Annotated in this window: 27 protein-coding genes and 2 pseudogenes; 15 read left to right on the top strand and 14 right to left on the bottom strand. The window is 69.1% G+C overall.

All coding sequences use genetic code 11. The features are described 5' to 3' along the window. Window positions 1-56: 56 nt before the first annotated feature. Together ACIRVH_RS43955 and ACIRVH_RS43950 are read left to right on the top strand one after the other, a co-directional pair. Window positions 57-899, top strand: coding sequence for a class I SAM-dependent methyltransferase (locus ACIRVH_RS43955; RefSeq protein WP_403965894.1), 843 nt, complete (start codon window positions 57-59; stop codon window positions 897-899). Beyond that, window positions 896-1,216, top strand: a complete 321-nt coding sequence (locus ACIRVH_RS43950) for a hypothetical protein (protein ID WP_403965891.1) — start codon at window positions 896-898, stop codon at window positions 1,214-1,216. The genes ACIRVH_RS43955 and ACIRVH_RS43950 overlap by 4 nt, the downstream gene beginning before the upstream one ends. Before the next feature lie 20 nt (window positions 1,217-1,236). Here ACIRVH_RS43950 and ACIRVH_RS43945 read toward each other — a convergent pair whose 3' ends face one another. Continuing rightward, window positions 1,237-1,743 carry an NUDIX domain-containing protein gene (locus tag ACIRVH_RS43945; protein WP_403965888.1) on the bottom strand — a complete coding sequence of 169 codons (507 nt, stop codon included), beginning with the start codon at window positions 1,741-1,743 and terminating at the stop codon, window positions 1,237-1,239. Window positions 1,744-2,157: 414 nt separating this feature from the next. Between ACIRVH_RS43945 and ACIRVH_RS43940 the strand changes: the two genes are divergently transcribed. The 3 genes from ACIRVH_RS43940 to ACIRVH_RS43930 all read left to right on the top strand — a co-directional run bounded on the left by ACIRVH_RS43940 (window position 2,158) and on the right by ACIRVH_RS43930 (window position 5,057). Beyond that, a protein-coding gene (locus ACIRVH_RS43940; RefSeq protein ID WP_403965884.1) for an IS5 family transposase occupies window positions 2,158-3,032 on the top strand; the annotation gives its coding sequence in 2 pieces (ribosomal slippage) (window positions 2,158-2,502 and window positions 2,505-3,032; 873 coding nt in all). A 551-nt stretch (window positions 3,033-3,583) separates the two neighbouring features. Continuing rightward, complete coding sequence (locus ACIRVH_RS43935; RefSeq protein ID WP_403965881.1) at window positions 3,584-4,579, top strand: TIGR01777 family oxidoreductase; 996 nt, start codon at window positions 3,584-3,586, stop codon at window positions 4,577-4,579. Window positions 4,580-4,838: 259 nt separating this feature from the next. Next, the gene (locus ACIRVH_RS43930; protein WP_403965879.1) at window positions 4,839-5,057 is read left to right on the top strand and encodes a hypothetical protein; all 219 of its coding nucleotides are present in this window, start codon (window positions 4,839-4,841) and stop codon (window positions 5,055-5,057) included. Window positions 5,058-5,103: 46 nt separating this feature from the next. Here the strand turns inward: ACIRVH_RS43930 and ACIRVH_RS43925 are convergent, their stop codons facing one another. Both ACIRVH_RS43925 and ACIRVH_RS43920 read right to left on the bottom strand, forming a co-directional pair. Next, entirely contained in the window at window positions 5,104-5,490 is a 387-nt protein-coding gene (locus ACIRVH_RS43925; protein WP_403965876.1) for a PPOX class F420-dependent oxidoreductase, read from the bottom strand. Between the two features lie 199 nt (window positions 5,491-5,689). Then, window positions 5,690-6,451 carry an SDR family NAD(P)-dependent oxidoreductase gene (locus ACIRVH_RS43920; RefSeq protein WP_403965930.1) on the bottom strand — a complete coding sequence of 254 codons (762 nt, stop codon included), beginning with the start codon at window positions 6,449-6,451 and terminating at the stop codon, window positions 5,690-5,692. A gap of 109 nt (window positions 6,452-6,560) precedes the next feature. Here ACIRVH_RS43920 and ACIRVH_RS43915 point away from each other — a divergent pair, with 109 nt between their 5' ends. Continuing rightward, window positions 6,561-7,169 (top strand): TetR/AcrR family transcriptional regulator, encoded by a 609-nt coding sequence (locus tag ACIRVH_RS43915; protein ID WP_403965874.1) that lies wholly within the window; start codon window positions 6,561-6,563, stop codon window positions 7,167-7,169. A 314-nt stretch (window positions 7,170-7,483) separates the two neighbouring features. Beyond that, a complete protein-coding gene (locus ACIRVH_RS43910; RefSeq protein ID WP_403965871.1) occupies window positions 7,484-7,798 on the top strand; it encodes a recombinase family protein in 315 nt (104 codons plus the stop codon). On the opposite strand, the gene ACIRVH_RS43905 is transcribed toward ACIRVH_RS43910, so the two are convergent. Next, entirely contained in the window at window positions 7,698-8,192 is a 495-nt protein-coding gene (locus ACIRVH_RS43905; RefSeq protein WP_403965868.1) for an AMP-binding protein, read from the bottom strand. The genes ACIRVH_RS43910 and ACIRVH_RS43905 overlap by 101 nt on opposite strands. A gap of 588 nt (window positions 8,193-8,780) precedes the next feature. Next, complete coding sequence (gene tnpA / locus ACIRVH_RS43900) at window positions 8,781-9,209, bottom strand: IS200/IS605 family transposase (RefSeq protein ID WP_403965865.1); 429 nt, start codon at window positions 9,207-9,209, stop codon at window positions 8,781-8,783. An 11-nt stretch (window positions 9,210-9,220) separates the two neighbouring features. Between tnpA and ACIRVH_RS43895 the strand changes: the two genes are divergently transcribed. After that, window positions 9,221-10,390 carry an RNA-guided endonuclease InsQ/TnpB family protein gene (locus tag ACIRVH_RS43895; RefSeq protein WP_403965927.1) on the top strand — a complete coding sequence of 390 codons (1,170 nt, stop codon included), beginning with the start codon at window positions 9,221-9,223 and terminating at the stop codon, window positions 10,388-10,390. A 63-nt stretch (window positions 10,391-10,453) separates the two neighbouring features. Here ACIRVH_RS43895 and ACIRVH_RS43890 read toward each other — a convergent pair whose 3' ends face one another. From ACIRVH_RS43890 to ACIRVH_RS43880, 3 genes and pseudogenes are all read right to left on the bottom strand, one after another. After that, entirely contained in the window at window positions 10,454-10,612 is a 159-nt protein-coding gene (locus tag ACIRVH_RS43890; RefSeq protein ID WP_403965862.1) for an SDR family NAD(P)-dependent oxidoreductase, read from the bottom strand. A 123-nt stretch (window positions 10,613-10,735) separates the two neighbouring features. Then, window positions 10,736-11,937 (bottom strand): annotated as a pseudogene (locus ACIRVH_RS43885) (acyl-CoA dehydrogenase family protein). 62 nt (window positions 11,938-11,999) lie between these two features. Further along, entirely contained in the window at window positions 12,000-12,800 is an 801-nt protein-coding gene (locus ACIRVH_RS43880; protein WP_403965859.1) for a crotonase/enoyl-CoA hydratase family protein, read from the bottom strand. A gap of 98 nt (window positions 12,801-12,898) precedes the next feature. On the opposite strand from ACIRVH_RS43880, the gene ACIRVH_RS43875 reads away from it, so the two are divergent. The 5 genes from ACIRVH_RS43875 (at window position 12,899) to ACIRVH_RS43855 (ending at window position 18,219) form a co-directional block, all read left to right on the top strand. Then, window positions 12,899-13,426, top strand: coding sequence for a winged helix-turn-helix transcriptional regulator (locus tag ACIRVH_RS43875; RefSeq protein ID WP_403965856.1), 528 nt, complete (start codon window positions 12,899-12,901; stop codon window positions 13,424-13,426). Window positions 13,427-14,049: 623 nt separating this feature from the next. Continuing rightward, entirely contained in the window at window positions 14,050-14,607 is a 558-nt protein-coding gene (locus ACIRVH_RS43870) for a PadR family transcriptional regulator (protein ID WP_403965852.1), read from the top strand. A 98-nt stretch (window positions 14,608-14,705) separates the two neighbouring features. Then, window positions 14,706-16,430 carry an acyl-CoA dehydrogenase family protein gene (locus ACIRVH_RS43865; RefSeq protein WP_403965849.1) on the top strand — a complete coding sequence of 575 codons (1,725 nt, stop codon included), beginning with the start codon at window positions 14,706-14,708 and terminating at the stop codon, window positions 16,428-16,430. A gap of 75 nt (window positions 16,431-16,505) precedes the next feature. Then, window positions 16,506-16,739, top strand: coding sequence for a hypothetical protein (locus ACIRVH_RS43860; RefSeq protein WP_403965846.1), 234 nt, complete (start codon window positions 16,506-16,508; stop codon window positions 16,737-16,739). Window positions 16,740-17,301: 562 nt separating this feature from the next. Continuing rightward, window positions 17,302-18,219: an NADP-dependent oxidoreductase gene (locus ACIRVH_RS43855; protein ID WP_403965843.1), complete on the top strand. Its 918-nt coding sequence runs from the start codon at window positions 17,302-17,304 to the stop codon at window positions 18,217-18,219. Between the two features lie 83 nt (window positions 18,220-18,302). On the opposite strand, the gene ACIRVH_RS43850 is transcribed toward ACIRVH_RS43855, so the two are convergent. Together ACIRVH_RS43850 and ACIRVH_RS43845 are read right to left on the bottom strand one after the other, a co-directional pair. Continuing rightward, window positions 18,303-18,680 (bottom strand): toxin Doc, encoded by a 378-nt coding sequence (locus ACIRVH_RS43850; protein ID WP_403965840.1) that lies wholly within the window; start codon window positions 18,678-18,680, stop codon window positions 18,303-18,305. After that, the gene (locus tag ACIRVH_RS43845) at window positions 18,680-18,922 is read right to left on the bottom strand and encodes a hypothetical protein (RefSeq protein WP_403965837.1); all 243 of its coding nucleotides are present in this window, start codon (window positions 18,920-18,922) and stop codon (window positions 18,680-18,682) included. Before ACIRVH_RS43845 ends, ACIRVH_RS43850 begins: the two co-directional genes overlap by 1 nt. A 65-nt stretch (window positions 18,923-18,987) precedes the next feature. On the opposite strand from ACIRVH_RS43845, the gene ACIRVH_RS43840 reads away from it, so the two are divergent. Beyond that, entirely contained in the window at window positions 18,988-19,863 is an 876-nt protein-coding gene (locus ACIRVH_RS43840) for an IS5 family transposase (RefSeq protein WP_403965834.1), read from the top strand. 13 nt (window positions 19,864-19,876) lie between these two features. Here ACIRVH_RS43840 and ACIRVH_RS43835 read toward each other — a convergent pair whose 3' ends face one another. The 3 genes from ACIRVH_RS43835 to ACIRVH_RS43825 all read right to left on the bottom strand — a co-directional run bounded on the left by ACIRVH_RS43835 (window position 19,877) and on the right by ACIRVH_RS43825 (window position 22,288). Then, on the bottom strand, window positions 19,877-20,308 hold the full coding sequence (locus tag ACIRVH_RS43835) for a hypothetical protein (protein ID WP_403965831.1): 432 nt from the start codon (window positions 20,306-20,308) through the stop codon (window positions 19,877-19,879). A 247-nt stretch (window positions 20,309-20,555) separates the two neighbouring features. Then, complete coding sequence (locus ACIRVH_RS43830; RefSeq protein WP_403965828.1) at window positions 20,556-21,197, bottom strand: maleylpyruvate isomerase N-terminal domain-containing protein; 642 nt, start codon at window positions 21,195-21,197, stop codon at window positions 20,556-20,558. 164 nt (window positions 21,198-21,361) lie between these two features. After that, window positions 21,362-22,288: a dihydrodipicolinate synthase family protein gene (locus ACIRVH_RS43825; RefSeq protein WP_403965825.1), complete on the bottom strand. Its 927-nt coding sequence runs from the start codon at window positions 22,286-22,288 to the stop codon at window positions 21,362-21,364. Between the two features lie 71 nt (window positions 22,289-22,359). Here ACIRVH_RS43825 and ACIRVH_RS43820 point away from each other — a divergent pair, with 71 nt between their 5' ends. After that, window positions 22,360-23,295, top strand: coding sequence for a LysR family transcriptional regulator (locus tag ACIRVH_RS43820; protein ID WP_403965822.1), 936 nt, complete (start codon window positions 22,360-22,362; stop codon window positions 23,293-23,295). 90 nt (window positions 23,296-23,385) lie between these two features. Here ACIRVH_RS43820 and ACIRVH_RS43815 read toward each other — a convergent pair. Continuing rightward, window positions 23,386-23,928 (bottom strand): annotated as a pseudogene (locus tag ACIRVH_RS43815) (IS5 family transposase); the annotation flags it as partial. Window positions 23,929-24,017 lie beyond the last annotated feature (89 nt).

Genomic DNA, 24,017 nt, shown 5'->3' with positions numbered 1-24,017 from the left:
CGAATGCCCGGCCCGGGCTACCGGACCCCTTTCCGCGAAGCGAGGCCACCGCAATCATGGCACCCCAGGACGCCATCCTCGGCTGGGACGAGGACGCCAACGCCGAGGCGTACGACGCCTTCACCCGCGCTCATCCCATGTACGACGCCACCAGCCGTGACCTCGCCCGCCGAGCCAACCTGGCCGACGCAACCTTGGCGGTCGACCTGTGCGGCGGTGCCGGCGCGAGCGCCCGCGCGATCCTCGACGCAATCCCCGCCCAAGCCCGGGTCATCTCCGTGGACAATGCCGCTGCGATGCAGCGCGTAGGCCGCCGCACCCTGACCGACCATCGCCTGAGAAGGATCACCGCGCCGGCCGAGCGAGCCGCCGATCATCTTCCCGCCGGCAACGCAGACGCCGTGGTGTGCAACTCCGCGATCTGGAAGACCGACACCGCGGCGGTGTTCGCGGCCGTCGCCCACATCCTGCGCCCGGGCGGGCGGTTCGTCTTCAACATCGGGGGCGGCTTCGCCGGCGTGCGGCACCCCGACGAACAGTCCGTCCGCACCGGGCCGACGCTGAACGCTCTCATCCGCCAAACCGCCGTCCGCGACTACGGATACACACCGCCGTCCACGGCCTCGGACGCCCCTCCGAAGCTCCCGCTGGAAACCGTCACCGAGCAGCTGGGCAAGGCCGGACTCGCCGTTCTCGAGGCCGAGGTCACCGCCCAGCACAGCACCATGGCGGAGAAGAAGGCGTGGCTGTCCATCCCCGTCTTCGCGCGACCCGAAGGCGACTTCACCCACGCCCAGCGGATGCGGATCCTCGACACCGCTTACGCCCTGACCACCCCGGACGCCCCGTCGGTGACGAGCTGGCTCGTCGTCGTCGCCCAGCGGCCGGAGACCGCATGACCACAATTTCCCCCGCTCCCGGAAGCAAGGAGAGCCTCTGCGACCACACCAGCGTCGGCGTACTGATCTCTTCCCCAAGCGGGCTCCTGGTGTTCGACCGGGTAACTCCCCCGGCCGGTCTCGCTCCCGTCGCCGGCCATGTCGACCAGCTCCAGGAGCACGCGCTGCGCACCGCCTCGTACGCAGACGGACACCTGAGCCGGGAGGAGTTCGAGCGGGAGCCAGGCCTGGAGCCGGTGTGGTGCCGGTTCCTGCACGACCTTGAGCTGATCACCCTGTCCTCGGTAGCCCTCGACCGCATCGATGCGATCCTGTGAAAGGCGACCGGGGACATCAGTCAGCGGGAACCGACCGCCTGGCCAGCCGCGAGGCGCCCGGCATACGCACGGATCCGCTCACGGTCCTCGGGGAAGACGCTGTCCCAGCCGAAGTCCAGGCGGAACCATGCCGCCGGCTGGTTCTGCTCCCCCCTCAACGGCACTTCCCGTCCCACGATCGCGCCGTAGGACAGGCCCAGCGTAGGGGACCAGTCGGCCCGGTAGGAGCGCACTGCGACGGCCGCGGGCTCGGGCAGCAATTCAGCGCGCAGGCTGGTTTCCTCCAGCAGCTCTCGTGCCGCCGCCACACGCGGCCTCTCGCCCGGCTCCACCTTGCCGCCCGGCGGCACCCATCCGCGCACACGGTGCTTGACCAGCAGGACGTGCTCGAAGGCCGGGTCGGTGACCCACACCTCGGCCGCCAGCGGCTCCATCGGGTGTCGGCACGCTTCCTCCAGCCAGGCCCGGGCACCGTCGAACTCCCACGCGGCGAGGCGGGCATCCTCAACGGCCTCATCCAAGATCATCTCACCGACATCACTATGACTCACCCGCCCCACCCTAGGCCGACGGACCGGTCGGACGTTGGAGGAACGAGAGGGCACCCCCCCCCGCTTGTGTCCGGCCGCCTCGCCCAGCCCCCGGCGCGGATCGGCGAGCACCCGTGGTGCCCCCTTCATACCAAGGAGTTCAGCATGCACGATGACCAAACCTCAGACCACGGAGCCTGGGTCGTGCTGGGGGGCATCCACCTCCTCAACCGCACCGCGCCGCGGCGGCACGATGAGCCGATCGTGCTCGTCCGTGTGCCCCCGCAGGAGGTGTGCCAGCCGGCCACCACCGTAGTCGTCCGCTGGGACGCGCTCGGCCTCTGCCCAGTCGACGCACTGCGCCTAGGGTCTGTTGCGAAAGTGGATCTTGTTCGTTGATGATCACCTCTCGTGGGACGTGGTGATCTGACGAACGGCCAGTGGGCCCGGCTGGAGGCGTTGTTGCCGCAGGGCATCAAGCCGGGCCGTCCGCAGGTGTGGACGCGGCGGCAGCTGATAGACGGCATACGGTGGCGGACCCGGACCGGTGCCCCGTGGCGGGACGTGCCCGATCGGTATGGCCCGTGGGACAGGGTCTATGACCTGTTCCGACGCTGGCAGCGGGACGGAACCTGGGCCCGGATCCTCACCCAGCTCCAGGCAGAAGCGGACGCGAAGGGCCTGATCACCTGGGAGGTGAACGTCGACTCGACCGTCTGCCGGGCCCACCAGCACGCCGCCGGGGCGGCGAAAAGGGGGACCTCCAGAAGGAGCCGCCCGGCGGAGTCGCCCTCGAGCCGGCCGACCACGGACTCGGACGCTCCCGGGGCGGTCTGACCAGCAAGATCCACCTTGCCGTCGAGCAGGGGCAGAAGCCACTGTCGGTGGTGATCACGGCTGGTCACAGGGGTGACTCCCCGCAGTTCGAGCCGGTTCTGGAAGCGATCCGAGTCCCCAGGCTTGGACAGGGCAGGCCGCGAGGGCGCCCGGACCGGGTGCGGGCCGACAAGGCGTACGACTCCCGCCGCAACCGCCCATACCTGCGCAGACGCAGGATCAAGGCCACCATTCCGGTCCCGGCGGACCGTGTCCGCAACCGGCTCAAGCGCGGCTCACGCGGCGGGCGTCCGCCGAAGTTCGACAAGGACGACTACAAGCAGCGGCACGCAGTCGAATGCGGGATCAATCGCCTCAAGCGCCACCGGGCCGTCGCCACGCGATACGACAAACTCGCCGTCCGCTACGAAGCAACCGTGCTGGTCGCAGCCATCAACGAGTGGCTGTGACCCGCACTTTCGCAACAGGCCCTAGGCCTTCGTAGATCATCGGGGTGGATCGTGGGGGGAGTGATACACCGTCATGAACTCGTAGAGGAGGGGTGGGAGTTACTTGCTCCGCTGATACCGCGAGCTGCGACAGGTCGGCCACTCTCCTGCGATGGCCCGACGCGTCGGTCTGACAGCCCGGGCGGGCGCTCAGGCGCGGCCGCCGTGGCTGGCGTCAGATCGTCCTCTTGGGCGCACGCCGGCTCGTCTCGGGCGTCCGGGAATGTGTCGCACCAGTGGTCCGTCCGCAAGATCTTCGGGGTGGGTTCACGGCTGATTCGTCGCCCCAGCTGGGGCCTCTCGCCCAAGAAGGGCGACGAGCGTCGCATGTTAGCGGCCGCCGCCGGTGCCAAACGGTGTGCGGGTGCCTTCCGCTCTCGTGTACATCGGGTATTCGCGCGAGCTGAAATGCGCTGTGGTCGGCCGCCTCGCCTTGGCGTGCATCGAACCCCCAGTTGAACATGTTCAAAAATGACGGCTACGCTGATGCCGTGCGGAGCCGAGGAGGTTCGATGAAGGTAGCGCTGCCCGGGGGAACCGGACAGGTGGGCACGATTCTCGACCGTGCGCTGACGGCGGCCGGCCACGAGGTCACGGTAGTGACCCGGCGTCCCGTGTGGACGCACGACATCGGATGGGACGGGGCCACGCTCGGCCGCTGGGCCGCGGCGATCGACGGCTGCGATGTCGTGATCAACCTGGCCGGGCGCAGCGTCTCCTGCCGTTACACCGCCGAGAACCTGCAAGCCATGATGGACTCCCGGGTGGATTCGGCGCGGGTGGTCGGCGAGGCGATCGCCGCCGCCGCGCGGCCACCGCGCGTCTGGCTGCAGATGAGTACGGCGACGATCTACGCCCACCGCTTCGACGCGCCACACGACGAGGCGACCGGGGTGATCGGAGGCTCGGAGGCCGGGGTGCCGGACTACTGGGCGTACAGCGTTGAGATCGCGGAAAACTGGGAGCGCGCGCAGACCGAGGCGCCGACTCCCGCGACCCGCAAGGTGGCGCTGCGCTCGTCGATGGTCATGAGTCCGGATCGGGGCGGTGTCTTCGACGTATTGTCGCGGCTGGCGCGACTGGGGCTGGGCGGGCCGGTGGCTGGCGGCGCGCAGTATGTCTCCTGGATCCATGACGACGACTTCGTGCGAGCGGTGGAGTTCCTGATCGCCCGGGACGACCTCGAGGGTCCGGTGAACCTCGCCTCGCCCGGCCCCCTTCCGCACCGCGACTTCATGCAGGCGCTGCGCACGGCCTGGGGCATCCCGGTGGGGCTGCCGGCGACGCGCTGGATGGCGGAGCTGGGGGCGTTCGCGCTGCGATCGGACACGGAACTGCTGCTCAAGAGCCGTCGGGTGGTGCCGGGTCGGCTGCGCGCAGCCGGGTTCACTTTCGCGTATCCCGAGTGGGAGAGGGCCGCTACGTCCCTCGTACAGCGGGCCAGGCTAGGCCGAAATCTCCTCGCACGGCGTCATCGTCCCCATGGCCGCCAGCATGGCATCAGCTGACCGTGCCCAAGACGTCACGGTGGTCGGGCGACCATACCGACCACGGCTCCCGACGCGCCACGCGCAGCCCCAACCACGACTGGTCAGCTGCGCGTGGCCGCAGCCGGGGGAGAGGCTTTGAGGGAGTGGCGTCCGGGACCACTGCTTCTGCCCGCGCACACACGATTCCGGGGGTTCCCGGTGCTGTGGATGCCGGCAGGTCTGCGTCGTGGAATCGGGTCACTCTTGTACGAACTGACTGATGCGTAGGCTCGAGGAAATGATCATCTCGGGTGGCGAGAACGTCTACTCCGCCGAGGTCGAGAACGTCCTCGCGCAGCACCCGGCCGTTTCCTCCTGTGCGATCCTCTGCCTGCCGGACCCTCTGCGAGGCGAACGGGTGCACGCGGTGGTGGTTCTGCGACAGGACGCGGCGGCGACGGAGGACGAACTGTGCGGCCAGTCCCGGCCTCCTTGTGGCGTCGGGTGGCCGGGGTGACTTCCGTGGTGCTCTCGACCTCGACGGTGGGGTGGTCCATGACCTGCTACGAGGCGAGGCGCACACGAATGCCCAGCGTCCTGTCCCCTCCCCGGCTCAGCCGACTGTTGAGGATCATGAGGCGGCCGATGATGCCGTACTTGCGGGCGATGAGCTTGCGGTAGCGGACGCCGGTCGCCTCGTCGACGATCTCGGCAGTTGCCGGGACCTGGTCGCCCGTCGGGTTGCCCCGCAGGTCGCAGGGACCGACGAGGACATCGCCGCGTGCCCGGATCCGCTTGACCTTCCAGGAGTCGGCAGGGGTCCGCACGCCCAACGTGTCACCGTCGCGCACCACCCACAAAGGGGTGGCGACCGGGGCGCCGTTCTTGCGATAGCTGGTGACCAGCACGTACTTGCCGGCGCCGAGCTGCTCCAGCAGCGTGTCGTCCATAATGCGCTTCTGCTCCTTACTGTCGATTCGCCGCACCGACCGGTGGCCCGGTGGCATCGGCCGATGCGTCGGTTTCCGCGTCGACGCCGCTGCGGGCCGGCTGGTGGCCGGCCCCCAGCGGCGCGAGGTCGTCCGCCCGCCGGAGCTGACTGCATCCATGGGGCGGGGCCGCTTTCGAGCGCGGTGGTAGTGACGGTGCTCAGACCTGTTCGGTGGGGCGTACGAGCACTTCGGCGACGGCCACGTGCCGGGGGCGGGTGACGATGAAGCCGACGCTCTCGGCGACGTCCTGGCTCTGCAGCCGCTCGATGCCCCCCATGACGGCGGCGAGTTGCTGCTGTACGGCGTCCGAGTTGTGGCTGCGCAGTTCGGTGTCGACGCTGCCCGGCTCGACCACGGACACGCGCACGTGCTGGCGCGCCAGTTCCTGGCGCAGCGCCTCGCTGAACGCGCCGACACCGAACTTGGTGGCGCAGTACGCCGCCTGCATGGCGTAGGCATTGCGCCCGGAGAGTGAGCCGACGTTGACGATGTCTGCGACCTGGCGCGGCCCGTCCGCAGCGGCCTTCACCAGGTGGGGGATGGCCGCGTGGGAGGTGTACATCAGCCCCATGAGGTTGATGTCGATCATGCGGCGCCATTCGTCCGGGTCCGCGCCGGGGACGGGCCCGAGCAGCATGAGGCCGGCGTTGTTGACCACGGTGTCCAGACGCCCCAAGCCCTCGACGGTCCGCTCGACCGCTGCCGCGGCGGCCTGAGCGTCGGTGACGTCGGCGGGCACGACCAGGGCCTTGCCGCCAGCGCCGGAGATTTCCGCGGCGAGGGCCGTGAGCCGGTCCTCGCGGCGGCCGACGAGGGCCACGGAGGCACCCTCGCGGGCCAGCTCCAGGGCAGTGGCATGGCCGATGCCGCTGGATGCCCCGGTGACCAGGGCGACGGTTCCTTCAAGACGGCGAGTCATGGTCTTCAAGCCTTTCGATTGTGAGGGAGTACAGCCACTTCGTGCGGGGCGTGCTGGAGGGGGATACGGCCCTGTCGGTCCAGTACCGAGTCCAAGGCACAATGGGGAAGTGAGCACTAGCAGGCAGCAGACCACCGACCCGACGCGGCAGAGGACCCGGGCGGACGGAGGACTTTCGCCCCGCGAGCGCCTGGTAGGGGCCGCGTCGCGGCTCTTCTACTACGAGGGCGTCCGTGCGGTCGGCGTGGAGCGGCTGATCGCCGAGGCCGGGGTGACGAAGGTAACCTTCTACCGCCACTTCGCCGCCAAGGACGACCTGGTCGTGGCCTATCTGCTGACCAAGGACGCCTACTACAAAGAGGTGGCCGAACCGCTGTCCGCCGCGCACCCGCCCGCCGAGGCGATTGACCTGATCTTCGAGGCCATCGCCGAGCACGCACGCGAGCGCGGCTTTCGCGGATCGCCGTTCCTGAACGCGGCCGCCGAATACCCGGACGCCGACCACCCGGTCCGCATCTTGGTGACGGCGCACCGGGACTGGATCCGCGGCCTCTTCCGGGACCTGCTCACCCGCCTTGGCCACACCGACCCGGAGTCGGCAGCCGGTGCACTGCTGATGCTGTACGACGGAGCGATGGCCGCCGGCTACCTGGACGATTCGACGGCCGCCCACAAGACGCTGCTGGACGCAGTCCGCCTGATCCGATCCGGAGGCTGACCCTGGCGCGACCGCACGGAGCACCGGCTCCGTGCGGTGTCCCGGCCGGGCCGGGACTCGGATTGACTTCATGGAATCCTCTGATCGCTCGCCGATGTGCATCGGCAACCCACGGCAGCTCTCCCGGGAGGGTGGCCCGATGGGGATGGCCTTGCTGGCCGCCCCAGCTAGTAGGTAGACCGGTCACTCTACCTCTCGACGGTAACACCCGCGGCGTCCGCGCGCTAACAGTCACCCCTTGTGCGGCGCCCCTCTCTGGCCGTCACGAGTCCTCGGCGTGCATCCCGGTCTGGACCGAGCTGCCCGGTCGATCGGTGAGCGCCGGCTCCGAGCCGGTCGGACACATTCGCCTCAGCTACGCCCGCGCCTCGACCGCCCGGCAGTCTCTCGACGCACAGCTCGACTCCCTGGCCGAGGCCGGCGCGACGCGCGTCTTCTCGGAGAAGATCTCCACCCGCGCCACCAAGCGCCCCGAGCTGGAGGCCGCCGTAAGGCTCGCCGGGGAGATCCGCTCCTCCGGCGTCGCCGTCACCCTCGTCGTCCACGAACACAAACGACTCGGCCGTGGCATCGAACTCGCCATGCTCGCCGAGGAGTTGAAGGCGAGCGACATCGGCCTGGAGTGTTGAAGGGCTCACACGACCCGTCTGGCATCGTGTTCACCGTGCTCACGGTCATGTCCGGAGTGGAGCGCGAGTACACCCGTGACCGCACCCTCGAAGGCCATGAGTCCAGTCCGCCCGCAAGCTCTCGGCGACCTTGTCGGCGAAGTTCGCCATCACCACGATGGCGCGCGGTCGGGCGTCGGAGATCACCTTGGCAAGTTCGAACGGGGGTGTAGAGAGGGTTGGCGTTGACCGCGATCAACCCGGCCTTCTGCGCCCCGAACAACGCAATCGGATACCGCAGAAGGTTGGGCATCTGCAGCACGATGCGGTCCCCCTCGACCAGGCCCAGTTCCTGCTGCACGTAGGCGGCGAAGTGGTCACCGAGCGCATTGACCTGAGTGAGCGTCAGCCGCACCCCTCAGTGGGAGAACGCCGTTGCGGGACCGAAGCGCCTCGCCGCGCTCCGCACCATGTCCGGGATCGACGCCTACGCCGCGGGGGAACGTCCGCGCCGACGCCGGGCGGGTAGAACCGGACCCACGGGCGCTGCGCGGGTGCCGCGCCATCAGGAGTCGGGGCGAGGCTCTGGTCATACGGTCCTGGCGGCGGCTGCGCTGATGACTGTTATGGGGATGTGCCCATGGAGGGTGATGTCCATCACTCTCAACGTCGTCTGTCCGAGACGGAGTCGTGGGTCGACGTTGTTCGGCCGGCTCTGGCCTTGGGATGTCTGCGGCGCCGGTCAGACAGGGCGGGCGGCCCCGACAGGCCTACCGCACACCCCGTTGGCAGCGCATTGACACCAGTGGAACGGCGTGCGCGGTGGGCGGGAAGGGAACCGCTGTCGCGGTCCACGGCGCCGGTTCCGCCGCAACGGCGCAAGGGATGCGGCGTTAGGGTTTCAGCATGATCTAGCGCGGAACCCCGGCCGTTTACAGCCGGGAGGAAGCGCTTCTCAAGATGGGGGTGAACCGCACCGGGGCACGGGTCCGCACTGTTGACCTCAGTCGGGGCGCTTCTGGTTCTCGATGTACTCCTTGATGATCGTCAAGGGGGCACCGCCGCAGGACGCGGCGAAGTAGGACGGGGACCAGAAGTGGTCACCCCACAGGTACTTGCGGATGTGGTCGGGAAACTCCTGCCGGAGCCTTCGGGCCGATACGCCCTTGAGTGAGCCGACGAGCCGGGACACGGCGACTTTGGGCGGGTAGTGCACGAGCAGGTGGACGTGATCGCGTTCGCCGTTGAATTCGACCAGTTCGGTTTCGAAGTCGGCGCAGACGGCGCGCATGATCTCTTGGCAGCGTCGAAGGATCTCGTCGGTGAACGGTCCGCGCCGGTACTTGGGCGTGAAGACCAAGTGGGCGTGGAGGGTATGGACGACCGTGCGGCCCCTGCGGATGTTGGGGTTTGACTCCCACTGTGGTGACACAGATCAGCGTTATGATCTTGGGCGTGAAGATTGTGACGCAGGTCAAGCTGATGCCGGATGCCGCCCAGGCGTCGGCACTGTCGTCGACTCTGCGCACGGTCAACGATCTGGCCAACTGGGTTTCGAACGTGGCCTTTGTCAACGACGTCCCGCGTGAGTACGAGCTGCGCAAGAACACGTACTCGCACCTCAAGGCCGAAGGGCTCGGGGCGCAGGCTGCACAACATGTGATCAAGAAGGTTAGGGACGCGTACACCACGCTGCATGCCAATCTCAAAGCTGGAAACCTTGGCAGGCCCGGATCGAAGCGACGCAGGAAAGTCGAGTCCAAGCCGATCGTCTTCCGGCCACACGCCGCGCAGCCGTACGACGACCGGTGTCTGAGCTGGCAGTACGACACGCAGACCGTGTCGATCTGGACCACAGCGGGCCGATTGAAGGGCGTCCGGTTCGCCTGCTCCATCGATGCGTTCAAGGTGCTCCAGCAGTACCGCGAGGGAGAGTCGGACCTGGTGATGCGTGACGGGGTCTTCTACCTGATCGCCACGTGCGAGGTGCCCGAGGCCGAGACGTACGATCCGGACGGCTGGATCGGCGTGGACCTGGGCATCGTCAACATCGCCACCGCGTCCACCGGCTACCAGGCTGCTGGACGCGGCCTGAACCGATACCGCAAGCGGCAGCTTGCCCTGCGGGCCAAGCTTCAGAAGAAGCGCACCAAGTCCGCCAAGCGCCGGCTGAAAGAGCGCTCCCGCCGCGAGCAGCGGCACGTGAAGAACACCAACCACATCATCGCCAAGACGATCGTGACCGAGGCTGAACGCACCTCCACCGGGATCTCCCTGGAAGAACTCAAGGGAATCCGGCAGAGGGTACGGCTCCGCAAGCCCCAACGGGTCGCCCTCCACTCCTGGGCCTTCGCCCAGCTCGGAGACTTCATCGTCTACAAGGCGCGCAGGGCAGGTGTCCCGCTCGTGTTCGTCAATCCCGCCTACTCCTCACGGGAGTGCGCGCAGTGCGGACATGTCGACCGGCTCAACCGCACCTCCCAAGCCACGTTCGTATGCCGGTCGTGCGGCGTCGTTGCGCACGCCGACCGGAACGCTTCCCGCGTCCTGGCCCGCAGGGGCCAGGACGCGTGGACTGCGGGGCGTGAGTCACGCGTCCCTGCCACCCCATAAGGGGTGTCTGAACGGAGGAGCCCACCCAGCAGCCAGTTGGGCACTACCTCCAAGCCCGGTCCTTCAGGGCCGGGTCAAGTTGACGTCTGCTTCCTTGCGACTGGAGATGTACACCGTGGCGCCGGCTTCGAGGAGTCCTTGGGTGATCTTTTTGCCGATGCCGCGGCCGCCTCCGGTAACGACGGCGACCTTGCCGGCGAGCAGGGGCTTGTGGGTGCTCATGGGATGCTCCGGGTACAGGTGGGGGTCCAAGGTGGCCGGGCAAGGAAAGGGCGCCCCCTACCCGGCCGGGAGATGTGCTGTGTGCAGGGCGTACTGCGCGCAGCGGGGTAATGCAGGCGGCGCCTACTGGATGCGGCGGCCGGAGAGGGCGCGGCTGATAGCCAGGCGCTGGATTTCGCTGGTGCCTTCGTAGATGGTGAAGATCTTGGCGTCGCGGGCCCAGCGCTCGACCGGGTAGTCACGGGTGTAACCGTTGCCGCCGAGGATCTGCAGAGCGCGTTCGGTGGCACGGACGGCGACCTCGCTGGCCTTGAGCTTGGCCATGCTGCCCTCGGCTCGGGTGAAGGGCTTGCCTCGGGTGAGCATGTGGCTGGAGCTCCAGACCAGGAGGCGGGCCGCGTCGATCTCCGTCGCAAGATCGGCAAGGGTGAAGGCGACGGCCTGGTTGTCGATGATCGGCCGGCCGAACTGCTCGCGGATGCCGGCGTACTCCAGGGCATACTCGAAGGCGGCGCGGGCCACGCCGACCGCCATCGCGCCGATGCCGGGCCGGGTGAGCTCGAAGGTGGCCATGGCCGCGGGACGCGCACGCGGGTGCCTTGCCGGGCGGCGGCCAGGCGCTCGTCAAGGTCCTCCTTGCCTCCGAGGACCAGGTTCGCGGGGATGCGCACGTTGTCGAGGACGACTTCGGCGGTGTGGGATGCGCGCAGTCCGTGCTTGGAGAACTTCTGGCCCTGGCTGAGGCCTCGGGTGCCGGGAGGGATGAGGAACAGGGCGTGGCCGCGGGCGCCGAGGGCGGGGTCGGCGACCGCGTTGACGACGTGGATGCGTGCGATGCCGCCGTTGGTGGCCCAGGTCTTGGTGCCGTTGAGCACCCACTCGCCGGCGGCTTCGTCGTAACGCGCCTGGGTGCGGATGGCGGCGGCGTCGCTGCCGGCGTCCGGCTCACTGGCACACAGCGCGGCGACGGCGAGGTCGCCAGGGGTGCCGAAGAACTCGGGCAGCCAGGTGTCGATCTGGTCCTTGGTCGCCGCGCCGAACAGGGCCGCGACCGGCAGGAAGGTCCCCAGTAGAGCCTGCCCCATGCCGCCGTCGCCCCAGAAGATCTCCTCGGCAACGACCGGCTGCAAAAGCCCGGTCGGGTCAGCCGCCATCTGCAGCGCGAAGTCAGGGGTGTACAGGCCGACCCTGGCGGCTTCCTCGATCACGTCCCAGGGCATCTCCTCGCGCTCGTCGTACTCGGCGGCCACGGGGCGCACGTATTTCTCGGCGAAACCGTGAGCCCACTGGCGGGCCTCGGCGATCTCGGGCGGCAGGCCGAACAGGGCGGGGGTCGTCTCTACGGTGGTCACAGCGGGTCTCCCGGTGAGTGTGGTGGGGCGGCGGATCAGCGGCCGGTGAAGACCGCGGCGCGGCGTTCGATGAACGACGTCACGCCCTCGGCGCCGTCGGCGGTGGCGATGAGCCGGGCGATGTCGGGGCGCAGGTGGGCGACGGCCGCGGCGTCACCGTGCTCGCGTGCCCGGTGGGCGGAGGCCAGCGCGGTGCGCACGCCGAGCGGCGCGGACCGCTCGCTGATGGCGCGGGCGATCTCCTTGGCCCGGTCGAGTGCTGACGCGCCGTCGGGAAGGACTTCCTGGACCAGGCCGATGCGGTGGGCCTCGGCGGCGTCGAACTCCTGGCCGGTCAGGATCCAGCGCATGGCGTTGCCCCATCCCGTTTCGCGGGGGAAGCGGAAGGTGGCTCCCCCGAAGGGGTAGATGCCGCGGCGGATCTCGAACTGGCTGAAGCGTGCGTCCTGTGCGGCCACACGGATGTCCGCGGCCAGCAGGAGTTCGATGCCCAGGGTCATCACCCAGCCCTGCGCGGCCGCGACGACGGGCTTGGACCAGGTGCCGTCCAGCCGCCAGGGGTCACGTCCGCCCTCGGGTGCGGCGAAGTCGCCCGAGGCGAGCTCGGCGCCGACATCGAGCATGTCCAGCCCGCCGGTGAAGTGGTCGCCGTGGGCGTACAGCACTCCGCACCACAGTTCGTCGTCGGACTCCAGCAGGCCGTAGGCCACCGCCAGCTCACTGATCATCTGCCTGGTGAAGGCGTTGCGTTTGGCGGGCCGGTTCAAGCCCATCAGCAGCACATGACCGTTCCGTTCGACGGTGACAGCGGGCGCGTCCGCAGCTGTAGAACCCATCACCCCTCCTAAGTTGCATGATGAGACTCGATGGAGGCCAGTAAGCCCGACCCTTCCGGGCAAGTCAATCTCATAATGAAACTGATATGGTGTGGGTCATGCGACGGACCTCATTCGACAACTGGCCCTGCTCGATCGCACGCACCGTCGACATCCTGGGCGACGGCTGGACGCTGCTCGTGCTGCGCGAGATCTTCTACGGCGAATCACGCTTCGACGGCTTCATCAACTCGCTCGGCATCGCCCGAAACACCCTCACCGACCGGCTCCGCCGACTGGAAACCGCCGGCCTGCTGCAGCGACGCGCCTACCAGAGCGAACCCGTGCGCCACGAGTACCTGCTCACCGACAAGGGCCGCGACTTCTTCGGCGTACTCGCCGCCATCAACACCTGGGGCGACCGCTGGCTGACCGGCGAACAAGGCGTCCCGATCGTCATGCACCACACGTCCTGCGGCCACAACACCCACGCCCAGGTGACCTGCTCCTCCTGCAACGAACCCCTGCACCACGCGGACGTGACCGTCCACACCGGCCCGGGCTACCCGGCCCGGCTCCTCGACGACCCCGACGTGCAAGCCCGCTTCGATACCGCACAGAGCCCGAAGGCTGCTGTCGGCGGGTGACCGGCCCTTACGCGCCGACGCCTGCCTTCCGCCCTGTGACTTTTTGGGCAACCTGCCGCATGGCCGACCGCCCTACACCGCGACCACGTCCAAGTACCATCCGGGCGATTACGTTGTCGGCGTGTGTGCGGTTGCGTTCGGACGGCCCGGCCCAGGCAGCTGGGCACAAGACTTCGCCGGGCAGCGCCGAGAGGGTCTGAGAGCGGCGGCGGTGACCACCGATACGCCCGGCAGGAGTCCGTCGCCCGGCCAGGAGGGCTTCCCGGCACCGAGGCCGGTGAGGAAGGTGGCGACCTCAGTCAGGATCTTGCGGTCGTCCGGTCCGCAGGCGGTGAACTCTCCTGCCGAAGTGTTGAAGGGCTGGAGGGCATCGGCGGGTACCGGCCCCGTACTCTCGGCGCGGCGCCGTCTCTGCTTGCTGAACTAGCGCGTCTCCTGGACAGCCCGCTCGGTGAGGCAGGTGTTCTCCAGGGAGGACACCGCGGCCACCGAGCACGCCCGGCCGGGTTCCCCCGTCCCCGGCACGCTGCCGTCGGCGATGATCTACGTGACCTGCACCGGGTGAGCCGTGTCTCACCGCGGCAGCGTTGCTATGCAACGAGGTGCATAGGAAGATCGTGGGCATGGCGCTCGAGCACGCGATCCTCGTGTCCCTGCTGGAGAAGCCGGGTTCAGGCTATGAGCTGGCCCGGCGTTTCGAACGGTCCATCGGGTACTTCTGGACCGCCACCCACCAGCAGATCTACCGCGTGCTCAAGCGCATGGAGAGCGACGGCTGGGTCGACGTCCGGGACGTCCCGCAGTACGGGCGTCCGGACAAGAAGGAATACTCCGTCGCCGGCCCCGGACGGGAAGCACTCTCCGCGTGGCTCCACGAACCGACCGAACCCGAGAGTGTGCGGCACGACCTCGCGGTGAAGGTCCGAGGCGCGGCCTTCGCCGATCCGGCCGCCCTGATCGGCGAGGTCGAGCGGCACCGGCAGGCGCACACCGACCGCCTCGCCCACTACCTCGCGGGCGAGGCCCGCGACTTCGGGGAACCCCCGGCGGACGGTCCGCCCGACGCCGAGCGGGAACTCCAGCACGTCGTCCTACGCGGCGGCATCGCTTACGAACGCATGATGATCGCCTGGCTCGACGACGTCCTCGCCACACTCGCCGGCTTCGGCACCGGTCACTGATCACCCATCGCTGATCACCGATCACCGACCGGCCGAGCAGGCCCCCGGGACCCGTGCCCGGACCCACCCTCCCCCCTCCCAGCCGAAAGGCGGCACCCATGGCCGACGCGCTGCTCTTCAACCCGCGGACGTACGACCCCGCGCACTTCGACCCGGAGACCCGCAGGCTGCTGCGCGCCACCGTCGACTGGTTCGAGGAGCGGGGCAAGCGCAGGCTGATCGAGGACTACCGCAGCCGCGCCTGGCTCGGCGACTTCCTCGCCTTCGCAGCCAAGGAGGGGCTCTTCGCGACCTTCCTCACGCCCGCCTCCGAGGCCGGGGAGGGCGAGGGCGACAAGCGGTGGGACACCGCGCGCATCGCCGCCCTCAACGAGATCCTCGGCTTCTACGGCCTCGACTACTGGTACGCCTGGCAGGTCACCATCCTCGGCCTCGGCCCGGTCTGGCAGAGCGACAACCCCGACGCCCGTGCCCGAGCGGCCGAACTGCTCGCCCAGGGCGAGGTGTTCGCCTTCGGCCTGTCCGAGAAGGCCCACGGCGCCGACATCTACTCCACCGACATGCTCCTGGAGCCCGACGGCACGGGCGGCTTCCGGGCGACCGGCTCCAAGTACTACATCGGCAACGGCAACGCGGCCGGGCTGGTCTCCGTCTTCGGCCGCCGCACCGACGTCGAGGGCCCCGACGGCTACGTCTTCTTCGCCGCCGACAGCCGTCACGCGAACTACCGCCTGGTGAAGAACGTCGTCGACTCCTCGAAGTTCGTCAGTGAGTTCCGCCTCGAGGACTATCCCGTCGCCCCGGAAGACGTGCTGCACATCGGCCGCGCCGCCTTCGACGCTGCCCTCAACACCGTCAACGTAGGCAAGTTCAACCTGTGCACCGCCTCGATCGGCATCTGCGAGCACGCGATGTACGAGGCCGTCACCCACGCCCAGAACCGCATTCTCTACGGCCGCCCCGTCACCGCCTTCCCGCACGTGCGGCGCGAGTTGGCCGACGCGTACGTCCGGCTCGTCGGCATGAAGCTGTTCAGCGACCGTGCCGTCGACTACTTCCGCACCGCGGGCCCCGACGACCGCCGCTACCTCCTCTTCAACCCGATGACGAAGATGAAGGTGACCACCGAGGGCGAGAAGGTCATCGACCTGATGTGGGACGTGATCGCCGCCAAGGGCTTCGAGAAGGACAACTACTTCGCGCAGGCCGCCGTCGAGATCCGCGGCCTGCCGAAGCTGGAGGGCACCGTCCACGTCAACCTGGCTCTGATCCTCAAGTTCATGCGCAACCACCTGCTCGACCCGGTCGCGTACGAGCCCGTCCCGACCCGCCTCGACGCGGCCGACGACGACTTCCTCTTCCAGCAAGGGCCCGCCCGCGGCCTCGGCTCGGTGCGCTTCCACGACTGGCGGCCGGCCTTCGACGCGTACGCCCACCTCGCCAACGTCGCCAGGTTCCGCGAACAGGCCGACGCGCTCTGCGAGTTCGTCCGCACGGCCGCTCCCGACGAGAAGCAGAGCCGGGACCTCGACCTGCTCCTCGCCGTCGGGCAGCTCTTCGCGCTTGTCGTCCACGGGCAGCTGGTCCTGGAGCAGGCAGCCCTGGCCGGCGTCGAGGCGGACGTCCTCGACGAACTGTTCGCCGTCCTCGTACGGGACTTCTCCGCGCACGCCGTCGAGCTGCACGGCAAGGACTCCGCAACCGAGGAGCAGCAGCTTTGGGCACTCGGTGCCGTCCGGCGTCCGGCGGTCGACGAGGCGCGTTCGGAGCGCGTCTGGCAGCGCGTCGAAGCTCTGTCGGGGGCGTACGAGATGATGCCCTGAGGCCCCGACGCGGCCTCGGACCGCCTCGCGGAGCGCGGCGCCCGCCGCCGTACTCCGCGAGGTGTCCGCCGGTGAGTGTGGAGCCCCGCGGCCGACGAGGCGCGCAAGTGGCAGGAGATCGACCCGGGCCACCTTGCGTGGCGACGGGACCTCGTCGAGCGCCAACTGCGCTGGGAGCGCCTCGACCAGTGGGCGGGCTATGGGTTCCGGCTGCTGGCGCACGCGATCGTGGTGGGGTTCGGCGTGGCCTTCGTCTGGCTGGGGTTCTACGCCGGGACCACAAGGCGTCGATGCAGGTTGTGCCCATGATCGGTGGCGGGATCGCCGCGCTCGCGGGCGCCGTGCTCGCGGTGCGCAACCGCAAGGAGTGACGGCCCGGCCGCTCCGGTGTTGGCTCGCAGTCGCTCAGCCACGGCTCTTGAGAGCTCGGCGCGGCGGGGAGTCGGGCATCAGCTGTGCGCAGGTACCGGCAGCTCGACGTCACCCGCGTCCTGACCGCGATCCACGGCACCGTCGCCGCCTGCACCGAGTCGTCATGTACGCGAGACGCTGTCCCCCGCCGTGACTGCGCTCGGCTAAGGCCTGTCCCAGCACGCCCTGATCGCCGTCTCCGCCCGCGCGGGTGCCGTGGCGGAGCTGACCTCTGCCACCTCGCCACGCTCGCCCACAGCGGCATGCAGGTCCGCGATGAGCCCACGGTCCTCGCCGTGGTCCGCCGAGCCGTCCTGACGTGTGCACCGCCCTGCCCCCACCCGCCCGAGAATCCGCCGACAGATCCCGTCCATGCCGAACATGAACTCGCCGAATCGCCCGGTGCGTGTCCCGCCGTCATTCTGGAGTGGAGGGGCTTCCCCGGCCGGAAGGAGCGGCCATGAAGGCCGTACGGACTCACGATCGGGATGCGGCTGTGGACGGTCTGGTCGTGGAAGATGCGCCGTACCCGTACGCGGGCGAGGGTGACGTCGTCGTGCGGGTGCGCGCGGCCTCCTTCACGCCTGACGAGCTGGCCTGGCCGGCCTCCTGGGTCGACCGGAGCGGCAGGGGCCGGGCGCCCGTCATCCCGGGGCACGAGGTCTCGGGCGAGGTCGCCGAAGTAGCGGTCGGGACCACTGGGCTTTCGGTCGGGCAGCGGGTCATCGGGCTGACCGACTGGAACCGGGACGGCTCGCTCGCGGAGTACGTGGCGGTGGAGGCCCGGAATCTGGCCCCGCTGCCCGCCGGAATCGACCACGTGGAGGCGGCCGCGCTGCCGATGCCGGGACTCACCGCATGGCAGGGCCTCTTCGTCCACGGGCGCCTGGAGGCGGGCCAGAGCGTGCTGGTGCACGGTGCGGGCGGCGGTGTGGGGATGGCCGCGACGCAGATGGCCCGCGAGGCCGGGGCGCGGGTGATCGGGTCGGGGCGCGCAGGCAGCCGGGACCGGGTCCTGGAACTCGGCGCGGAGGAGTTCGTCGACCTCGAACAGCCGGGGTGGGAGGAGGCGGTGGGCCATGTCGACCTCGTCTTCGCCGGCCTGGGCGGAGAAGTACTGGACCGCTCGGCCGCCGTGGTCACGCCCGGCGGCACGCTGGTGAGCATCGCCCAGCCCCCGAACGTGCGGCCCGAGGACGGCCGGGCCCTGTACTTCATCGTCGAACCCGACCGTGGTCACCTCGTGGAGGGCGTTCGCAGGTACCGGGAGGGGCGGTTCCGCCCGCTGGTCGGTGCTGTACACCCCCTGGACCGCGCGCCGGAGGCGTTCCGCGCGAAGAAGGGCACGGTGGGCAAGACGGTCATCCAGGTTGCGTGAGCGCCGGGCAGCCGGAGCTCATTGTCCTGCTCGTCTCCGAACGTCGCAGGGCGGCTCCCTGAAGCCCCGGGACACCCCCGGCTTCAGACCTTCCAGGACCGCAGGGTCTCGGCGATGGTGTAGATCGGCAGACGGGTGTCCCGAACCTTGCGGACGAGATCAGACAGAGCACCGCAAGGCGGGTCGATACCTTCGCCGGACTGATTCATGTACTGAGTCATAACAAAAGCGGCAAAAAGGCTATTAAGGTGTGGAACTGGCTCGAGGCGCGCAATCGTGTGCAGAAGCGCGGCCGCACGCCAGGCAGCATCCGGATCAGACGCCTCGAGCGTCGGCAGCCGGGTCTTGTGCCGCGCCACAGCCGCCACCAGCGCGGAGTCGTCACTCACGAACACGTCTTCATGCCCGAGGGCGGCCTCCTGGACGTCGAGCAGCCAGGAGACATCGATGTACAGAACCATCAGGCAGCCGCAACCCCGCCGTCGCCACGCTCGGAGGGCGGGACCTCATCGGGGAACGCCTCGTCGAACTCGGCGCGCAGCCTGTCAGCCCAAGCGGTGGCGCCGGCGATGAACCGCTTGCCACGCATCTCACGAACACCGAGATCGTGCAGGTACTGCTTGAGGCCGCTGCCCTCCGCAGCGGCGGCGGCGCGGACGCCTTCCATTTCCTCATCGGAGAAGGACACGTTCAGTGATGGCATCTTCCGATGCCACCTAGATAGGCCGTGTTTCGAAAGTGGATCTTGAGCTTTGGTGATCACGGTTCATGGGGCGGGGAGATCTCACGGATGAACAGTGGGCGGTGCTGGAGCCGTTGTTGCCGAAGGGGACGAAGACGGGGCGGCCGCACGTCTGGCCTCGGCGGCGGCTGATCGACGGCATACGGTTCCGGGTCCGGACCGGAGTTCCGTGGCGGGACGTGCCCGTCGAGTACGGACCGTGGGGCCGGATCTATGACCTGTTCCGCCGGTGGCAGCGGGACGGCATCTGGCACAGGATCTTCACGCGGCTCCAGTCTCTGGCCGACGCGAAGGGTGCGATCACGTGGGACCTGAGCGTTGACTCCACGGTGTGCCGCGCTCATCAGCATGCGGCCGGGGCCCGTAAGCAGGGTGACCTGCAGAAGGAACCACCAGGCGGGGTCTTCGCCGAGCCTGGTGATCACGCGCTTGGACGTTCGCGCGGCGGGTTCACCACCAAGCTGCACCTGGCCGTCGAGCAGGGCCAGAAGCCCATGTCGATCGTGATCACGGCGGGACAGCGCGACGACTTGCCGCAGTTCGAACCCGTGCTGGAGAAGGTCCGCGTGCCCGGCATCGGGGCGGGCCGGCCACGCGTCCGTCCCGATCGAGTGCGGGCGGACAAGGCGTACGCCTCCCGGAAGAACCGCGCCTACCTGCGCCGCCGGGGGATCCGCTGCACCATCCCGGACAAGGCCGACCAAGCGCGCAACCGCCAGAAGCTCGTCTCGCGTGGCGGCCGGCCGCCACGTTTTGACGCGGTCGACTACCGCGAGCGCCACGCGGTCGAGTGCGGGATCAACCGACTCAAGCGTCATCGGGCCGTGGCCACCCGCTACGACAAGCTCGCGGTCCACTATGAGGCCACTGTTCTCGTAGCGGCCATCAACGAGTGGCTGTGATCAGCACGTGTCCCTAGAGCTCGTAGTCCTGGGCCAGCTCGTCCCAGCGAATGCTGCGAAGGGCAAGATCAGCATTCTCGCCCGACGGGACCTCCGGGGTGGCCTGGAACCAGGCCACGATGAGAGCGGAGCGGTGCAGCACTGCGTCGAGTTCAGGATCGACCGCTGTAGAGCCGAAAACACCGATGCAAGCCACGGAAGGCAGCACCTCAACGGGTCCGAAGGAGTCGGCGGTCTGGTTCGGGTACTCGCGGGAGGGCGGAACGAGATGAACCGGCGCGAAGGAGAACGCATGCTCGGCCTGTCGCAGGAGGCCGCCGACCTTCATGTCGTTGATGCGCTGGCACGGATAGCCCTCCAGCATTCCCCCATAGGTCGTAGACATCCGCAGCTCGGTGAGCTCGATCGAACGACCGGACGAGAGGGCTACGTGGCTCAGCGACATGCCGACACCCTATGTGCGTGATCCGCTTCCGATACACGCCCAGCCCCTGACCTGCGGGAGCACCCGCTGAGGAGCATCTGTCGCCCTCCCTCTGGCGGACCCTTGGTGCCCGCTGTTCATCGCCCCTACTGGCACGTTGTGGCACGGGGTCCCGCCAGTCGCACGGGTGCACTCGCGTCTCGACCAGGGGGCAGACCAAGACGGTTAGGGAAGCTTCGCCCGTCCCCGTGGTCAGTGCGCGGTAGATCTACAACACCCGCAGGGCCTGGTCGACGTCACGCTCACGCCTGGCGAGCGCGTGCAGCACGGCTTGGTCGCCGTGCCGGTCCCGGGCGGCGGCGACGAGCACGTCCACCGCGACGGTGAGCGCGTCATCGGGTACCCGGCAGGGCACGTCGACGCTGAGCGCGAGGTCGTCGAGGTGCACCGCCAGCTCCACGCAGCGGGTCTGCAGGTAGCCGTCGAGCAGCATCTCCTCGCCCGGCCGGTGGAGGACGGCTACCCGCCGGTCGGCGGGCTCCGTGCCCAGCCGCCGCGAAAGCCGCGCCCACGCCGCCCGGGCCTGCTCGGCCACCACGGCGGGGCCGGCCGCAGCGGTTTCCTCGCTGCGGGCACGCACCCCGACGTTCAGCGCGGAGTCCGGCAACGACGTGTCCGCGAGCCGCGCGTAGTACCGGACCGGTGACACCGGTTCTGCGTCGTACACGTCACGGTCGAGGAACCATTCGACCTGGAGGACGCTGCGCGCAAGGTGGCCGGCCAGCCCGCCCACTGACATCCCGGGGAGCACGGACTCGGTCTCCCAGCATCGGGCTACCTCTGCTGTGGCCAGCAAGTGCACAGCCTTCTCGGCCGCCAGCAGGTATGTTTTCCGGATCTCATCAGTCATTCAGCCATCGTCGCAACCTCATGATCACAGCCGCGGATAGGTCCACGTTGTGGACGGACCCGCCTGGCCGCCTGGCCGCCTGGCCGCCTGGAGGTACGGGAGCGGGCGGGCGGCCATCGGCCGGCACGAAGTCCACCGGGTTCCTCCGGGTTCGCGGGCCCGTGTCAGGCTGCGGTCCCTTGGTGGGCTCGGTGCGTCCCGGCGGTGGCCAGGGCTGCCGCTCGCCGTACCGAATCGGCGGAGGCGGCCAGCAGCGGCAGCCTGACGGCCGGGCTGGGGATGCGGCCCTGGGCGTGCAACACCCCTTTGATCACAGTCGGATTCGGCTCGGCGAAGAGCGCGGCGGACAGCCGGGCTAGCTCGGCCCCCAGCCTTCGGGCCGGGTCGGCGGCGTCGCGCTGCCACAGCGAGATCAGCTCGGCGAAGTCGGCGGTGCAGACATTGGCCGATGCCAGGATGCCGCCGCGGGCGCCCGCCGCGAGCAGCGGTGAGATGACGGCGTCATCGCCGCCGAGCACCGCGAAGCCCGGTGCCGACGAGCCGAGCAGTTCCATCGCGGCAGCGTCGATCGCGCCGGTCGCGTACTTGACGCCGACGACCTCGGGCAGGTGCGCGAGTGTGTTCAGCGTGCTGGTGCTGAGGGGCTGAGCGGTGCGGTACGGGATGTCGTAGACGACAAGCGGCAGGCCCCCGTGTTCGGCGAGTGCCGTGAAGTGCGCCAGCGTTCCCGCCTCGCCGGGCCGGGTGTAGGGCGGCGCGGGAACCAGCGCCGCGGCGACGTCACCGCTCTGAGCGAGTTCTCGCAGCATCGTGATGGCGGCGGCGGTGTCGTTGGTGCCGACGCCGACGATCAGCGGAGCCCCGTGTGCCCGGCAGGCGGCCGAGCAGATGCGGACCACGGCCTGTTTCTCCTCGGGGGTCAGCGTTGCCGCCTCTGCGGTGGTGCCCAGGGCGACGAGTCCGCGAGCGCCGCCGGTCGACAGCGCTTCAGCGGCAAGGCAGGCGAGCGCGTCCGGGGCGAGGCGCAGGTCGTCGGTGAACGGGGTGACCAAGGGGACGAACAGGCCGTTGAGGTTGGCTTCCATCTTCATGCGCCCAGCCTGACCGACGCAAACCCAGTAGATCCAGCTCACGTTTCTTCGGTCATGCATAAGATTAACTTATGCTTGATGTTCGACGTCTCCAATTGCTGCGCGAACTGGACCGACGCGGCACCATCGCGGCCGTTGCCGAATCGCAGTCCTTTACCGCCTCGGCCGTCTCCCAGCAGCTGAGCGTGCTTGAGCGTGAGGCGGGCGTACCCCTGCTGGAACGAAGCGGCAGACGGGTGGTGCTCACGCCCGCGGGCCGGATCCTCGTCACCCACGCCGACGCCGTCCTCGAACGCCTCGAGCTGGCGGTCTCCGAGCTGGCCGGGGCGCGCGAGGGTCTCGGCGGGCCGTTGCTGATCGGGACGTTTCCCTCTGGCGGTCCCGCGATCGTGCCCGCCGCGCTGGCCGAACTGGCCCTACGGCATCCCGAGTTGGAACCGATGGTGCAGGAGATCGACTCGGCGCGGGTCTCCGACGGCCTGCGTGCCGGCGAACTCGACGTGGCTCTTGTCCACGACTACGACTTCGTGCCCGCCTCACCGGACACCACGGTCGACCAGGTGCCCCTGCTGGAGGAGCCGATGTACCTGGCCACCGGCGGCGCTCCCCCCACCGGTCCTGTCGCCGGCGGCGACACGCTGGCGGAGTTGCTCGGACCGTGGGCCGCGTCCCCATGGATCACGGCCCGGGACGGCACGACCGGTCACGCGATGGCCGTACGCGCCTGTCAGGCGGCCGGATTCCAGCCGCGCATCCGCCATCAGGTCAACGACTTCCGTACGGTCCTGGCCCTGGCCGCCATCGGGCAAGGCGCCGGATTCGTACCGGAGATGGTCATCGCACACGCTCCGGAGGAAGTGGCCCTGACCCGGCTGCCCCTCTTCCGGCGTTCGAAGGTCGCCTTCCGCGCGGGCAGCGGTACCCATCCGGCGATCGCGGCATTCGTGGCGGCAGCGCGAACAGCGGTGGGCGCCACAGGTTGTGGTTGGGCGACGGGGCCTGGGTAACGTCCGCTCCAGCATAGTGAGGTAGCGGCCGACGCGGCTGGTGACCACGATCGACATGAGCTTCTGGCCCTGCTCAACTTCCAGGTGCAGCTTGGTGGTGAACCCGCCGCGCGATCTTCCCAGCCCGTGATCACGGGGCTCGGTGAAGACTCCACTCGGTGGTTCCTTCTGCAGGTCGCCCCGCTTGCGAGCCCCGGCCGCATGCTGATGGGCGCGGCACACCGTGGAGTCGACGCTCAGATCCAACGTGATCGCACCCTTCGCATCGGCCAGGGCCAGGAGCCGGGTGAGGATCCGCTGCCAGGTGCCGTTCCGCTGGCATCGGCGGAACAGGTCGTAGACCCGGCTCCACGGTCCGTACTCGACGGGGACGTCCCGCCACGGAACTCCGGTCCGGACCCGGAACCGTATGCCGTCGATCAACCGCCGCCGAGGCCAGACGGGTGGCCGCCCCGCCCTGGCACCTTTCGGCAACAACGGCTCCAGCGCCGCCCACTGCTCGTCCCGTGAGATCTCCGCGACCCACGAACCGTGATCATTCACAGCCCAAGATCCACTTTCGATACACGGCCTAGACGGCGCGCGGTTCGGGTCGGCCCGAATTGACGGTGGCAGGCTGTTCCCCGACGCCATCGCCAGCCCCGCCCTGCGCAGCCTCGTCGGCGCTGACGCCGCGCCAAGCCTGGTACCGCTGTGCTACCTGGCTGAAGACCCCGGCGGCG

Origin of the sequence: Streptomyces sp. NPDC101165 (genome assembly GCF_044768135.1) — a bacterium.
GTDB lineage: Bacteria > Actinomycetota > Actinomycetes > Streptomycetales > Streptomycetaceae > Streptomyces.
Note: the sequence above shows the minus strand (reverse complement) of the source record. Positions and strands in the feature narration are given on the sequence as shown.